This is a genomic window from Bacillus sp. PS95, assembly GCF_037963565.1.
GTDB classification, from domain to species: domain Bacteria; phylum Bacillota; class Bacilli; order Bacillales; family Bacillaceae; genus Bacillus; species Bacillus subtilis.
This window is the reverse complement of the sequence record NZ_CP150160.1, coordinates 1,201,844-1,215,844: the sequence shown is the minus strand read 5'-3', so window position 1 is coordinate 1,215,844 and position 14,001 is coordinate 1,201,844. Positions and strand designations below refer to the sequence as shown.

General features: G+C 45.7%; 20 protein-coding genes. 6 read left to right on the top strand and 14 right to left on the bottom strand.

The genetic code is table 11. The features are described from left to right. Positions 1-47 precede the first annotated feature (47 nt). On the bottom strand, positions 48-302 hold the full coding sequence (locus NSQ12_RS06350; protein ID WP_042977867.1) for a hypothetical protein: 255 nt from the start codon (positions 300-302) through the stop codon (positions 48-50). Positions 303-418: 116 nt separating this feature from the next. Between NSQ12_RS06350 and NSQ12_RS06345 the strand changes: the two genes are divergently transcribed. After that, positions 419-2,698, top strand: a complete 2,280-nt coding sequence (locus tag NSQ12_RS06345; RefSeq protein ID WP_339176202.1) for an ATP-dependent helicase — start codon at positions 419-421, stop codon at positions 2,696-2,698. A gap of 73 nt (positions 2,699-2,771) precedes the next feature. On the opposite strand, the gene spoVIF is transcribed toward NSQ12_RS06345, so the two are convergent. From spoVIF to yjcA, 4 genes are all read right to left on the bottom strand, one after another. Then, complete coding sequence (spoVIF, locus tag NSQ12_RS06340) at positions 2,772-3,026, bottom strand: sporulation-specific transcription regulator SopVIF (protein ID WP_003232870.1); 255 nt, start codon at positions 3,024-3,026, stop codon at positions 2,772-2,774. A gap of 132 nt (positions 3,027-3,158) precedes the next feature. After that, positions 3,159-3,305: a sporulation protein YjcZ gene (gene yjcZ / locus NSQ12_RS06335; RefSeq protein ID WP_015252337.1), complete on the bottom strand. Its 147-nt coding sequence runs from the start codon at positions 3,303-3,305 to the stop codon at positions 3,159-3,161. An 81-nt stretch (positions 3,306-3,386) separates the two neighbouring features. After that, positions 3,387-3,593: a hypothetical protein gene (locus NSQ12_RS06330; protein ID WP_017695696.1), complete on the bottom strand. Its 207-nt coding sequence runs from the start codon at positions 3,591-3,593 to the stop codon at positions 3,387-3,389. A gap of 281 nt (positions 3,594-3,874) precedes the next feature. Then, positions 3,875-4,231 (bottom strand): sporulation protein YjcA, encoded by a 357-nt coding sequence (yjcA, locus tag NSQ12_RS06325; RefSeq protein ID WP_014476457.1) that lies wholly within the window; start codon positions 4,229-4,231, stop codon positions 3,875-3,877. Positions 4,232-4,390: 159 nt separating this feature from the next. Between yjcA and NSQ12_RS06320 the strand changes: the two genes are divergently transcribed. The 5 genes from NSQ12_RS06320 to cotZ all read left to right on the top strand — a co-directional run bounded on the left by NSQ12_RS06320 (position 4,391) and on the right by cotZ (position 6,961). Then, a complete protein-coding gene (locus tag NSQ12_RS06320; protein WP_029726269.1) occupies positions 4,391-4,777 on the top strand; it encodes a spore coat protein in 387 nt (128 codons plus the stop codon). A gap of 39 nt (positions 4,778-4,816) precedes the next feature. Then, positions 4,817-5,140, top strand: a complete 324-nt coding sequence (locus NSQ12_RS06315; protein WP_015252340.1) for a hypothetical protein — start codon at positions 4,817-4,819, stop codon at positions 5,138-5,140. 94 nt (positions 5,141-5,234) lie between these two features. Further along, a complete protein-coding gene (cotX, locus tag NSQ12_RS06310; RefSeq protein ID WP_015252341.1) occupies positions 5,235-5,747 on the top strand; it encodes a spore coat protein CotX in 513 nt (170 codons plus the stop codon). Between the two features lie 151 nt (positions 5,748-5,898). Next, positions 5,899-6,387, top strand: coding sequence for a spore coat protein CotY (gene cotY / locus NSQ12_RS06305; RefSeq protein WP_014479465.1), 489 nt, complete (start codon positions 5,899-5,901; stop codon positions 6,385-6,387). A 127-nt stretch (positions 6,388-6,514) separates the two neighbouring features. Continuing rightward, positions 6,515-6,961, top strand: coding sequence for a spore coat protein CotZ (cotZ, locus tag NSQ12_RS06300; RefSeq protein ID WP_003244982.1), 447 nt, complete (start codon positions 6,515-6,517; stop codon positions 6,959-6,961). 92 nt (positions 6,962-7,053) lie between these two features. Here the strand turns inward: cotZ and cotO are convergent, their stop codons facing one another. From cotO to tenA, 9 genes are all read right to left on the bottom strand, one after another. After that, positions 7,054-7,737 (bottom strand): spore coat protein CotO, encoded by a 684-nt coding sequence (cotO, locus tag NSQ12_RS06295; protein WP_080265338.1) that lies wholly within the window; start codon positions 7,735-7,737, stop codon positions 7,054-7,056. Between the two features lie 100 nt (positions 7,738-7,837). Beyond that, complete coding sequence (gene fabI, locus NSQ12_RS06290; RefSeq protein WP_003232896.1) at positions 7,838-8,614, bottom strand: enoyl-ACP reductase FabI; 777 nt, start codon at positions 8,612-8,614, stop codon at positions 7,838-7,840. A gap of 135 nt (positions 8,615-8,749) precedes the next feature. Continuing rightward, positions 8,750-9,565 (bottom strand): bifunctional hydroxymethylpyrimidine kinase/phosphomethylpyrimidine kinase, encoded by an 816-nt coding sequence (gene thiD, locus NSQ12_RS06285; protein ID WP_015252343.1) that lies wholly within the window; start codon positions 9,563-9,565, stop codon positions 8,750-8,752. An 18-nt stretch (positions 9,566-9,583) separates the two neighbouring features. Then, on the bottom strand, positions 9,584-10,594 hold the full coding sequence (thiF, locus tag NSQ12_RS06280) for a thiazole biosynthesis adenylyltransferase ThiF (protein ID WP_033883575.1): 1,011 nt from the start codon (positions 10,592-10,594) through the stop codon (positions 9,584-9,586). Then, positions 10,591-11,361, bottom strand: a complete 771-nt coding sequence (gene thiG / locus NSQ12_RS06275) for a thiazole synthase (RefSeq protein WP_010886483.1) — start codon at positions 11,359-11,361, stop codon at positions 10,591-10,593. Before thiG ends, thiF begins: the two co-directional genes overlap by 4 nt. After that, positions 11,358-11,558 carry a sulfur carrier protein ThiS gene (thiS, locus tag NSQ12_RS06270; RefSeq protein WP_015252345.1) on the bottom strand — a complete coding sequence of 67 codons (201 nt, stop codon included), beginning with the start codon at positions 11,556-11,558 and terminating at the stop codon, positions 11,358-11,360. Before thiS ends, thiG begins: the two co-directional genes overlap by 4 nt. Then, entirely contained in the window at positions 11,558-12,667 is a 1,110-nt protein-coding gene (thiO, locus tag NSQ12_RS06265; protein ID WP_033883577.1) for a glycine oxidase ThiO, read from the bottom strand. The genes thiS and thiO overlap by 1 nt, the downstream gene beginning before the upstream one ends. Beyond that, the gene (gene tenI, locus NSQ12_RS06260; RefSeq protein ID WP_015715674.1) at positions 12,651-13,268 is read right to left on the bottom strand and encodes a thiazole tautomerase TenI; all 618 of its coding nucleotides are present in this window, start codon (positions 13,266-13,268) and stop codon (positions 12,651-12,653) included. The genes thiO and tenI overlap by 17 nt, the downstream gene beginning before the upstream one ends. Further along, complete coding sequence (gene tenA / locus NSQ12_RS06255) at positions 13,243-13,953, bottom strand: thiaminase II (protein ID WP_129138143.1); 711 nt, start codon at positions 13,951-13,953, stop codon at positions 13,243-13,245. The genes tenI and tenA overlap by 26 nt, the downstream gene beginning before the upstream one ends. Positions 13,954-14,001: the final 48 nt, after the last annotated feature.

Sequence of the window (14,001 nt, the reverse complement as noted above, 5' to 3'; positions counted from 1 at the left end):
GGATTTTTTCCGCATATAAAAAACCGTTCTCTCGTATGAACGGTTTTTTATACATATCGATTAATATATGTGCCCATTCCTTTTTCTCGCAATCTCTTATAAAGAGAGCGCTTACGTTTCATCTCGTTTACCTTTCTTTCAGCGGCCGTTTGATTCTCCTGCTGCTTTTCCAGTTCTTTGTATACCCGCTGAAACGGGACATAGCTGATTTTTTCGGTTCCGGCATAATCCTGCTTATGTCCAGCCGTTCTATTAGCATATTGAGCGTATTGCTGGTTCTGAATTTGACCTGCATATATCATACAATACCCACCCCTCTGCTGTCTCTTTTCCCTTAAACTTACTTTTTGAAACACATTTCTTTTGATATGATAGTCATTGTCTGTAATGAACACCTTTTGATTGGGAGGACCCCTTTTTGAAATGCGCCCGACTGAATGATAGAATCATACATTTACATACATATTCGAGAGAACATTATCAATTCCTCTTTGAAGAGGGAATAAAAGGACATTTATTTTGTTCTCATTGCGGAAAGCCCGTTTTGTTACGGCTTAACATCGCCGATCCGCCAGAGTTTATCCATCGCCAGCCAGGCGATTTTCCGGCATGTGAGGAGGCGTGCGAACCGAAGCCCTCTAAAGAGGGGAAAAAAGAAGATGATCAGGAATCTGGTGTCATTCGTTTACCCAAGGGAAAAGCGATCGCCGCTGACCCGTCCCCAGCTGTTACAGAATGGCACCGTCCTAGAAGGATTAAACCAGGAACACCATTTGTGCCAAAAACAATAGAACCCGATACGAGCCTTTTTCCGTCTGTCGGTTTAAACACGGATCAGCTGAAAGCTGTCACGGAAACAGAGGGCCCGCTGCTCGTGCTTGCAGGTGCGGGGAGCGGAAAAACACGGGTGCTGACAGCCCGTGCCGCCCACATGATCGAACACTTAGGCATACCGCCTGAAAATATGCTGCTTGTCACCTTTACAACAAAAGCTGTCGCTGAAATGAAAGAGCGTATGGCCAACCAGTACGGATTACAGCCGGCAAAAGTCAGAAGACTTGTGACAGGAACATTCCACAGTCTGTTTTATAAGATCTTGTATCACTCTAATTCTGCTAAATGGAACGGTGAGCATCTGCTGAAAATGGAGTGGCAGCGGGAACAATATATCAAAAAAGCACTCTATGAAGAAGGCATCGATGAGAAAGAATTCCCAGTTGACCAAGCTCTGCAGCAGATCGGTTTTTGGAAAAACACTTATGTCCCAAATGAACGCATCCCTCTAAAAGATGAGTGGGAAAAACAAGTTTATCGTTTATATGAACATTATGAACGTCAGAAAAAAGAACACAGCCAATTTGATTTTGATGACATGGCTTCAGCCTGCTATGAATTGTTTATCGAGCGGCCTGACCTTCTGGAACAATATCAATCTCGGTTTACGTATATCTTAATTGATGAGTTTCAGGACATTAATCCGGTTCAATACAAAATCATGCAAATGCTCGCCAGTCCGGAGCAAAACCTGTGCTGTGTCGGAGACGATGACCAGTCCATCTACGCGTTTCGCGGAAGCAATCCGTCTTTCATTCTTGATTTTCAAAAGGATTATCCGGGAGCGAAGACGATCTATTTAACTGCGAACTACAGGTCTACGCACCCGATCGTCTCTAGTGCTGATATCGTTGTGAAAAAGAACAAAAACAGATATGCCAAAACGCTTGAAGCGGCCCGCGATGACATTCAGGTCCCTGTGCTGTTTTATCCTTATGATGAAGAGGAAGAAGCCACAATGGTCGTTTCCGATATCAAAGAAAAAATTCAAAATGGAGCCAGTCCAGAAGACTTTGCGGTTCTTTACCGCACAAACAGCGGAGGCCGTGCTATATATGAAAGGCTTCATCAATCGTCAATTCCGTATACAGCTGACCGCGGCGTCCAATCGTTTTACAGCAGACGGATCGTCCGCCAGATTCTCGCCTACTTGTATGCCAGCCAAAATGAGGATGACACCGAAGCGATTAAACACTTGCTTCCCGCCTTGTTTTTAAAACAGTCCGCTTTGAATACGCTGAAGGCGCTCTCGATTACAGAGGACTGTACCATGATCAAAGCGCTGGCCAAATTGCCTGATCTGAAGCCATTCCAGCTGAACAAAATCAAGAAAATCGTACCGTTTTTTGCAAGCCTCCGCACAATGAAACCCGTAGAAGCCATCACCTTTGCAGAAGGAAAAATGGGCTTCTCCGAATATTTAAAAAAGCGGGGCAATGAGGGCAACAAGCTGGAAAAAGGCTCTGATGACTTGCGTGACATCAAGGTTGTCGCCAAGAAGTTCAAAACGATTCCTGACTTTCTTGCCCACGTAGACCATATGAGGGCCGCTGAGAAAAACAGAACGGATGAACATGGCGTTCAGCTGATGACCATTCACCGGTCAAAAGGCCTTGAATTCAAAACAGTCTACGTGTTAGGCACTGTAGACGGCTCGATTCCGCACGATTTCTCATTAGAAACGGCAAGAAAAGGAGACGAGGCCGCTCTTGAGGAGGAAAGACGTCTTTTATATGTAGCCATGACCCGGGCGAAACAGCATTTATATTTGTCTTGCCCCGCTAACAGGCGCGGCAAAACAGCCAACCGCTCAAGATTTTTGTATCCCCTTCTACAAAAAGCAAGACAGCCCTTGCATCATTAACAGCCCGGCAGATTACTGCCGGGTTTTTACTGTAAAAAAAGGCCCGCTGCAGTGAGTCAGCCAGGCCATCCACTTATTTATTATCCATCATTTTAGAAATCGTGCCAAAATCAAGCTTTTCTTTTCCGCTTGTAATAGATTCCACAATTTTATCTTCTAATTCTTTTGGCACGCGTCTGTTTGCCATCTGAGCTACGCGGTTAATCACACTGCGCACTGTATTTTCATCTTTAAAATTAGCGTTTTGGAGTGATCCGGCAAGATTCATTACATCCTGCATCTTCACACCTGTTTTCTTTTCGATGTTCTTAAAAAATTGATTATCCATAATGCGCCTCCTTTTGGCGGAGTAATACGGTATTGTATGAATGCACATAATACAATGTGCTTTTCCAACATTTTTAAAAATAAACACAAGGCAAGGAAGCACGGGTTATAACCCGTACTTCCTCAATACATCTTAAAAGAAAGATGCACCTACGATGATGAGGAGAATGAATAATACGACCAACAAAACAAATGTTGAACCATAGCCGCCGCCGTAACCGCCAGCATAACCGCCATAACAGCCGCCGTAGCCGCCGCCGAATCCGTATCCAAAGCCCATAGATAAGCACCTCCTTTACTCTCTATACACTATGTGAGCTGCTTGGATCGGCTTGGATATTCGCATAGGGCGTTTGCGGATTTATGATTGATCATATTGAGCTTGATGTTTCTTAAGTAAGGCCTCCGTTTTTTCAGCCAGCTCTTCAATCTCATCTTCAAATTCCAGACCGGCTTTATCAAATGCATCCAAGTCTTTTCTGATACGGCCCATCGTGTCTTCATACTCTTTTTGCTTTTGTTCGTGTGGTTCATATCTTCCTTCTATCCATTTTTCAAACTCATTCACTTTTATCCCCCCGCTTATGATATATGCTGAGCGAGGCCGCCCCGTTAAAAAAACAAAAAACCGGAGTTCTCCGGTTTCTTTGCCAGGCTATTGAGGCTTTTTCTTTTTATTTCCGCACCCGCAGCCTTTCTTTTTTATCTTTTTTGATTGATACGATGAATCTGTATATGGAGATTTTTGGGAAGGTTTATGATGTTGGCTCATTTTTGTCCCCTTCCTTTCCTTATGTCATATATGCTACTTTATGCTGATGCTAGTGAAAAGTTGCTGGTGGTAACGCCTCATTCTTGCAGCCATTTTGATACGAGCGTTTCTATGATGCCGGCAAGGCCGGCGATCGCCAAAAGTAAAATCAGCCACTGCGCCGCTTGCGGGATCAACGCCTGGCATAAAATCAAAAAGCCGGCGCACCACACGCCTGTGCACCAATAGCAGCTCAGCAATTCACCAATAAACGCCCTGACACCGGTTCCCTTAATCACGATATAGGTTTCAATGTTCCCGTCCGCATCCTTTTCTTCCTTCTCTTCATGAAACAGACTGCGAAGCGGCGCCATAATCGTGTCAAACACCAGCAGGCGGGCGAGCCGAAAGACCGCAAGCGATAGAAGAACAATTGTCAGCCCATTTATAACCACTCGTTCACTCCTTTGCCAATCATGATCCCTTCACATATATGCGAAAACCCTATTCTTCATGAATTGTATCTTGTCCGGCAGAAAATTGGTTATTTTTATTATTCCGCTCGGCACCCCATTTGCATTATATAGAGTATGGATAAGAAAGGAGTGAAGGTTATGTCATTTGAAACAAAAATTGAATCCCTGCATCCTGACATATTTGAGCAATTATCAAGCGAATTCGAGCAGCAGATCGAAGTGATTGATTGCGAAAATATCACAATAGATACGTCACATATAACAGCTGCCCTTTCTATACAAGCCTTGGTTACAACATTGATTATCCTGTTGACACAGCTCGTTATTGCCGACGAGGACTTGGCCGACACAGTAGCAAGCGAAATACTCATTCTTGATAACTCTCAAATCAAAAAAAGAACCATCATTAAAATTATCAACAGCCGAAACATCAAGATTACTTTGTCTGCAGACGAAATAATAACCTTTGTACAAATCTTGCTTCAGGTGTTAAACAGTATGCTCCTTGAATTCGACATCCTTTAACCCTTTCTTTTCACAAACTAAAAGTTGAGGTGAGAACAAATGTCAGATAACGATAAAATCAAAGAAGAGCTTGAAAAGCTCCCAGAAGTTGATCCAATGATGAAAATGCTGGTCCAAAACATATTTGTAAAACACGGCATCACAAAAGACAAAATGAAAAAAGTATCAGATGAAGAAAAAGAAATGCTTTTGAATATGGTAAAAGACCTGCAAGCGAAATCAGCGGAGCTAGCTGAAAAACACAAGAAGAAAAAAGAAGAAGAAGCCGTACAAGAGCAAAAGAGCGATAAACCGCTTAGCCGCAGAGAGCAGCTCATTGAACAGCTCAGACAAAGACGGCAAAACAATAACAATTCAAATTAATCATAAAAAATAGGGCACATCATCAAGATAAATGCCTCAGTCAAAGTAAGAGGCTCGCTCATTTAATAACAGTAAAAGAAAAGGAGGAATAGATATGGAAAGCAGACCATACTCTTGGGTTGCACTTGATCCTGACTGTGACCATCCGTTAGAGCACAAAGAGAAAGAAAAAGAAGAAAGAAAATGCAATTGCGATATTTGCTGCAATAACAATGGGTTTGGCAATGACAACAACGCCTTTATCGACCAAGATCTAGCTCAGGCAAATCTCAATAAACAAGTCTCAGATGAGACAATTATTATTAGAGACTCTTGTGACATCAACGTTTCATCTACAGACGTTCAAGCCGTAACATCTATTGTAACAGCGCTTAATGCAGCTGTCTTGACAGTAGCTCTCACCTCCATTGCAGATGGCGTTATTGCTGAATTAGTCGCACAAGATTTATTGCAGCTTACAGCTAACAAGCAAGTAAACCGCCAGAAACTTCTTATCGAATGCTCCCGCGGCGTAAACGTCACAACAGTAGATGCCGATATCGCAACCCTTGTCTCTACAGCTACAAACGTTCTGATCGCTGTCCTAGTCATCACTCTTGTCCTCTAGAACCTAAAAGCAGAGCTAAAAACGCTCTGCTTTTTCTTATTTTCCAAGCATATGATGAATATATAGACGTTCACCCACACCAAGTGGGGCACGGGTACATATGTTGTTAAGGACTAAAGTCAAATACCCTATAAAGAAGGAGCTGAAATCAATGAGCTGCGGAAAAACCCATGGCCGGCATGAGAACTGTGTATGCGATGCAGTGGAAAAGATTTTAGCAGAGCAGGAGGCAGTTGAGGAACAGTGTCCGACTGGCTGCTATACAAACCTTTTGAATCCGACAATTGCAGGTAAAGACACAATTCCGTTTCTCTTGTTTGATAAAAAAGGCGGATTGTTCTCCACATTCGGAAACGTGGGGGGATTTGTGGATGATATGCAATGCTTTGAATCCATTTTCTTCCGCGTTGAAAAATTATGTGATTGCTGTGCAACACTGTCTATTTTACGCCCTGTCGATGTTAAAGGCGATACCTTAAGTGTTTGCCACCCTTGTGACCCGGATTTCTTCGGGCTAGAAAAAACAGATTTCTGCATAGAAGTGGATCTCGGATGCTTCTGTGCGATTCAGTGCCTGTCACCAGAGCTAGTTGACAGAACATCGCCTCATAAAGATAAAAAGCATCATCACAATGGATAAACACTTGTAAAGAGGAATCCCCTTCCAAACTCTATTACAGGTGCAAATCATTCAGCTGCTTCCAGCGTGAGGCAGCTGACTCTCCATCATTTCGCCAGTCTCAAATTTATAAGGCAGGAGGGATAATATGAGCCAGAAAACATCAAGCTGCGTGCGTGAAGCTGTAGAAAATATTGAAGATCTGCAAAACGCTGTTGAAGAAGACTGCCCGACCGGCTGCCACTCTAAGCTTTTATCTGTAAGCCATTCGTTAGGCGACACAGTGCCTTTTGCAATATTTACATCAAAATCAACGCCATTAGTCGCCTTCGGAAATGTCGGCGAACTCGATAACGGCCCTTGCTTTAATACAGTATTTTTCAGGGTCGAAAGAGTGCATGGAAGCTGCGCAACACTGTCATTATTAATCGCATTTGACGAACACAAACACATTTTGGACTTCACCGATAAAGATACGGTGTGTGAAGTGTTCCGACTCGAAAAAACGAACTACTGTATTGAAGTTGACTTAGACTGCTTCTGCGCAATCAACTGCTTAAATCCTCGATTAATCAATCGTACACATCATCATTAATCATAAGCTGGAAAAGCTTGCAGGCCTGCAGGCTTTTCTCTATGTAAAAAAGCTGTCCGGCAACATCAGCCGGGCAGCTTTTTTCTTTTTCGTTAAAAACCGAGCGGGTGCAAAGAGGTAATATCATCAATTGCCAGTTCGGTTGGGGCTCCGTTTCCGGTTGTTCGAAGCAGGACGGAATCATTTCTTCTTCCGACAATCACGCCCCTGTACGTTCTTCCATTGGCTTCAATCAAACAAAGCGCTCTCGGCATGTTATGAGGCAGCTTTGTTAAAAAATCAATTTTTTCGTGGATCGTCATCTTGCTCATCGGTTTTTTCACTTTTCGTGCCGGCGGTGCTTTTTCCTCCGCTTTATCAGCACTATGGACAGCTTCCGGTTCTTTCTCAGGCTTCCGGGCCTCAAGTGCAGGCTCTTCCTTTTTTTCTGCTTTCGGGGGCTCGTGTTCGACGGTTTCTTCTACGGCCTGCGGCTCTGCTTTCTGTTCCTCTTGGCTTTTTATGTTCTCTGGCTCTCTCACCTCTTGTATTTGCTGACTCACTGGTTCGGCTGCAGGCTTTTGGTCTTCTTGCAGGACATCCTGTGCCACAGCTTCCTCCTGCTGCTTCTCATGGTAAGCCGGCTTTTCCTCAGCTTTTGGCGGAGCGGGTTTGTCGGCCTTTCTTTTGATGACAATCTCCTGCATGGATGACCTTGTAGTTTCTGCATAATCCGGCTGAACAATATACATGAGCGGTTTTTTATCCGCGTTTCTTTTCTTATTAGACATCTTCATCCCTCCGATTGTGTCATATTCTATCTATATGACAGAAAGCTGAAAATCAGAAGAAATAAAAAAGCAATCCCTATTCGGGATTGCTTGAAATAGATCCTGCTTAGCGGGCAGTGATATGGAAACCTGAATCAACGTGAAGATTTTCACCTGTAATCCCGCGGGACATATCGCTGAACAAGAACGCAGCTGTATCGCCCACTTCTTCAGGTGTTGTCGTGCGGCGAAGCGGTGCACGCTCTTCGATGTCTTTTAAGATAGAGTTGAAATCGCTGATGCCTTTAGCAGATAATGTTCTGATCGGGCCGGCAGAAATGCTGTTGACGCGGATATTTTCTTTTCCTAAGTCAGCAGCTAAATATTTCACACTTGCATCAAGAGAAGCTTTTGCTACACCCATAACGTTGTAGTTTGGCATCACAAGCTCTCCGCCAAGGTACGTCAAAGTGACAATGCTTCCGCCTTCAGTCATCATCGGACGTGCCGCTTTGACAACAGCAGTCAGAGAATATGAGCTGATGTTATGAGCCAAAAGGAAGCCGTCACGATTTGTGTTTAAGTATTCGCCCACAAGCTCTTCTTTGTTGGCAAACGCGATACAATGCGCGATACCGTGGATTACACCGACCTGCTCCTTAATGCTTGCGAAGCAAGTTTCGATTTCTGCGTCGTTTGTAACATCGCAAGGAAGGATGATGGAGTCGTTGCGGTCTAATGTTCCGGCAAGCTCGTGAACGGATTTCTCCAGGCGTTCACCAGCGTATGTGAAAATCAAACGTGCACCCGCTTCATGTAAAGAACGCGCAATGCCCCAGGCGATGCTGCGTTTGTTGGCTACCCCCATCACAACAATGTTGCGGCCTTCAAGTGAAAAATTCATATGTATAAAGCCTCCTATATTTAATAAAGACATAGTATTAGTACCTGATCTTAATTTCTATCATATCATAACCTTGTCCAGATGAAAAGCGCATACCGTAGCAAACGCAAAAGAGATCACCATCAGCTGGTGATCTCATCGGCTTGTATTTAAGCTGTTTCGTTTAAAAGCGAAATGGTTTGTCGGCCCGTGTCCCGATCCGATGCCGAGCGTATTTTCCACCGCTTCGCGGACAAAGTTGGCCGCAATCTCAAATGCCTGATGGATGCTGTCTCCTTTAGCCGTTTGGGCCGTTAAAGCCGCAGCAAAGGTGCAGCCTGTGCCATGCGTATGCTTCGTATTGATATAAGGATGGGTGATTTGCATAAACATGCTGCCATCAAAAAGAAGGTCAGTAATGTGATTGTCTTCAGGCTGGTGCCCGCCTTTGATAATGACATGCTGCGCACCCATCTTGACGAGCTGCTCGGCTGCTTTTTTCCGGTCATCCAGCGAGCTGATTGTCATTCCTGTCAGCGTTTCTGCTTCCGGGACATTCGGCGTAATCGCGTAGCTTCTTGGAATGAGCAACTCCTTTAAGGTGGCAACTGACTCATCACGCAGCAAGGATGCCCCGCCCTTTGCGATCATAACCGGATCAACAATTACACGATTGAATCCGTGCTCGTCAATTTTTCTTGCCACTTCTTCAATCATGTCGGCATTCCAGAGCATTCCCGTTTTGACTGCATCCGGTCTCAAATCCTCAGCAACAGCGTCAATTTGCTGTCTCAACGCCTCTACAGTCAGCGGATGCACCCCATGAACGCCAAGCGTATTTTGAGCGGTTACCGCTGTAATCGCAGACATTCCGAATACATCAAGCTCTTGAAAGGTTTTAATATCAGCCTGTATCCCTGCGCCGCCGCCTGAATCTGATCCGGCGATTGTCAATGCTTTATATATACTCATTACACTACACTCCTTTTATTACCCGATCCATTTATGATAAATGGATTTTGCCCGGGCAATATCATTTGTTCCATGGATCAAAGCTCTGCCGTCCCGGAACAGCACCATTTTCATATCATCCGAGCGGCAGGAAATTAAATACGGGTTCGCAGCTACTTCAAGCCCGGCCTGCCTCAGCTGACCGGCAAGCGCTTCAAGATCCGCTTCTTTCGTAATAGATGATCTGATCTGCACCGTGTTCCTGCCGCACAATACAGCCGCTTTTGTTTGATTTTCATATGACAAAAACGGAAAATCCTTTGTGCCGCAGCTTGGGCATGCGTCATGTTTGAGACTGGCCGCTCTCACTTCTGACCGCTCATTTTTCCACAAATCAAAGGAGCGCAGCACCGGCTCGCACTCCTCTCCCGTCAGCAGCTTCAGTGCATCTGTTACCTGAAAGACTGCTACCTGCAAAACAGCCGGACTGATGATGCCAGCTGTGTCACACGTTGCTCCGCCAATCGGAAGTGTATCGAGCAAGCAATGCAGGCAAGGGGTAGATCCCGGCACCACGGTAAAGGTGAGGCCGTAGCTCCCTACACAGGCACCGTAAAGAAAAGGAATCCCTTCCTTTACCGCAGCATCATTTACGATCAGGCGGGTTTCAAAATTATCAGCCGCATCCACTATAATTGATGCATCCCTAATCAGCTCGAAAATATTTTCTGCTGTCACATCCATGACAAGGCCGGTCACATCAACATCGCTGTTAATCGAACGGAGACGGCGCTCCGCAGCGGCTGCTTTCGGCATTTCTTTTTTGACATCATCTTCTGTATAAAGCTGTTGGCGCTGGAGGTTGCTCCATTCAACATAATCTCTGTCGGCAATTTTCACAGAGCCGACTCCCGCTCTCACCAGCATTTCTGCACTGGCTGTTCCGAGCGCGCCGGCGCCGATAATCACGGCGCGCGCTTCTTTCAATTTTTTCTGGCCGGATGGGCCGATCGGAGCAAACAGCTCCTGCCTTGAATACCTGCCTGTCATACAGGAAGACCTTCTCCCGGACTGCTTGCCGTTCCGTATTGCTTAAGCGGGATTCGGCCCGCCTCATAAGAAAGGCGCCCTGCTTCCACTGCGAGCTTCATGGCACGAGCCATTTTCACAGGATCGTCAGCGCCCGATACAGCCGTATTGAGCAGTACGCCATCCGCTCCAAGCTCCATTGCGTATGCCGCATCTTTAGGCGAGCCGATTCCCGCATCCACGATGACCGGCACTTTCGCCTGTTCAATAATAAATGACAGATTCAAAGGATTTAAGATTCCTTGTCCTGATCCAATCGGAGATGCACCCGGCATGATGGCATGAACGCCGAGCTCTTCCAGCTTTCTCGCCAGCACAACGTCATCCGACGTGTACGGGAGCACAATAAAGCCTTCTTCAAGAAGCTGTTCAGACGCTTTTAATGTCTCAACAGGGTCAGGCAGCAAGGAACGGCTGCATCCGATGACTTCAACTTTAATCATGTCACAAAGGCCGGACGCTTTCGCCAGCCTTGCAATCCGAACCGCTTCTTCAGCAGTGCTGGCGCCCGCTGTATTCGGCAAAAGCGTATATTTGGATAAATCAAGCTGTTCCAAAAAATTCGGCTGAGATGCTTCAAAGATGTTCATTCTCCTTACAGCAAATGTTAAAATATCAGACTCAGAAACAGCTACTGCTTCCTTTTGAATGTCAAACGATGGGTATTTCCCCGTGCCCAGCAGCAATCTTGATTGAAATGATTTTCCGCCAATTGTTAACATGCTCATCCGCCTCCTACAAAATGGACAATTTCAATGACATCACGATCACAAAGCTCAACCTCGTGATAGCGTTCTTTCCCGATTATTTCTTTATTTCTTTCCACGATAACGATTTTATTTTCAAGCTGATACGACGCCAGCAGGTCTTGAATTGTACCTGCGTCTTTTTCCCACTTCACGTCTTTACCGTTCAGCTGTAGCATCATATCTGAACCGCCTCCTTGCGATCAATTCGGAATGCGTGCAGCCAGTCTTGGTTGACCTCTTTATTCATGATGAGATCACTGATCAAAGCGCCCGTTGCGGGAGCAAGCAGGATCCCGTTTCTGAAATGGCCCGCCGCAAATAAAATACGGCTGTCCTCAGGATGTCTGCCGATGTACGGTTTTCCATCCTTTGTTCCCGGCCGGAGTCCCGCCCAAAAACGATCCACCTTCATATTCTGTATAGCCGGCAGCATCGTTTTTGCTTTTTTCATAACCGATTCCAATCCGCCAAGATCCGGTGTTTCACTCCAGTCTCCCGGCTTCATTGTCGCGCCGACAACCAGTTTGCCGCTTTTTCTCGGTACGATATAGCAGTGATCATGGTAAAGCGTTTTTGTCAGCGGGATATCATCATTCCAAACGGACAGGCACTCCCCTTTTACAGGGAGAAAAGCATTGTTCAGTCCGAGCCGTTTAAAAAACATCCCGCTCCACACTCCGCTGGCAACGACAACATGATTAGCCCATACGTCTCCTCTAGGGGTCTTGATGGACAGGGCTTCACCGTCACGTTCGACATGCAGGACAGGCGTATGCTCAAAAATCTCCGCCCCAAGCATTTTTGCTGCTTTCACATATGCCTTGCAAACAAAATAAGGCTCCACATGCACATCATCCTGAATAAAAGATGCACCAAAGATGTCACCAGACGCATACGGCTCTTTTTCTAACACCTCTTCTTTTGAATACCAGCTGACAGAGTCCAAATCGTCCATCTGTCTCAGCTGCAGCACATCTTCTTCAGAAAATGCAAGCTTAAACATACCGCCGTTATGCTGCCTGATATCCACACCGGATAATGCATAAAGCTCTTCTCCAAGACCTTTGTACAGACGCTGACTGTGCATAGCGAAATCAAAAAACGCGTCACGTTCCTCGCATTCGGCATGGGCGCCCAGCATTCCAGCAGCGGCACTTGTCGTTCTGCCGCCCATTGTTCCGCTTTCAAACAATGCGGTGCTTTTGATTTCCTTTGCCAAATGATAAGCAATCGCGGAACCGATAATTCCGCCTCCAATCACCACTGCTTCATAATGCCTTTTCATAGCGCATCTCCTTTAGCTTACGGGAATATCGTCTGGCTGCTTCCAAAGGCTCAGCGGAAGAGAAAATTCCTGACATAACAGCAATGCCGTCTGCCCCTGCTTGTTTTACGTCTCTTAACCTGTCCGGCGTCATCCCCCCGATGGCTATAACCGGGATGGAAATCCGCTGTTTGATATCTGACAGCAAAGATACTCCTCTGCCTTCAAGACCCTTTTTGCAATCCGTTTCAAACACATGGCCGAACAGCACGTAGTCCGCGTCTTCCTTTTCTGCTTGAACCGCTTCCTCCAGTGAATGCACCGACCTCCCGATATGAAGGTGTGGAAATCTGGCTCTGACCTGCTTCGGTGAAAAGCTGCCGCTTGGCAGCTGCACGCGGTGAATAGTAGAGAAAAGCGCAATATCCACGCGCCCGTTCATCACCAGTTTTCGTTTATCTATACCGCCTTCAAAAATAAGCTCGAGCAGTTTCAAAATATCCGCCGCCGATTTTGAGCGTTCCCGAATATGAATAAAATCAACTTCATTCTGAATCGTAATGATGATTCTCGCTAGCTCTTCTACCGGCTTGCTGTCATCCGTTATGGCGTGAAGCTCCACATTCCTCCACCTCTTTTATTGCGCTGTCAGACCAGCCTTCTTTTCGATAGGCCATTCCCCAAAATTGATATTCATAGTAGCTGGAGATGACAAAATTCTCTTTCATCTTGGCACGCACTTCCTCCGTGCTGTTTTCCGCCAGCTCATCAAAGCGGTTGATTTGCTCCTCAACCTGTTGTCTAAACCAGTCACCGCCGTACGTCCCAATCCACTTTTGATAAATCGGATGCCCAGGATCGCAATGCAGCAATTTCTCACCAACCTCGTAATAAAGCCAGTAGCATGGCAGCAGGGCCGCTAAGATTTCTGCGAAATTCCCGCTCAAAACCGAACGGTACATATGGGATGTATAAGAGTACGCTGTAGGAGACGGCTTAAACGCCTTACGCTCTTCCTCGCTGATTTCCAACAGCTCGGCAAACTCGCGATGAAGCGCCATTTCCGCCTCATATGTACCTTGGGCATGGCTTGCCATCCGCCCCGTTGTAAAAAGGTCCTTCGCATAAGCTGCGCCAAATGACTGCACCTTTGCAAAATGCGTTAAATAATAGGAATCCTGAAGTACGTAGTATTTAAAACGGTCAATCGGAAGCGTTCCGTCACCGATTCCTTGAACGAACTGATGGACAAAGCTCCCCTCCCACCATTCTGCGGCTGAACTGCGGCATTCTTCTGAAAACTTCACAAATCATTCCCCCTCTGAAAATAAAAAAACCACTTTCCCGCAAGGAAA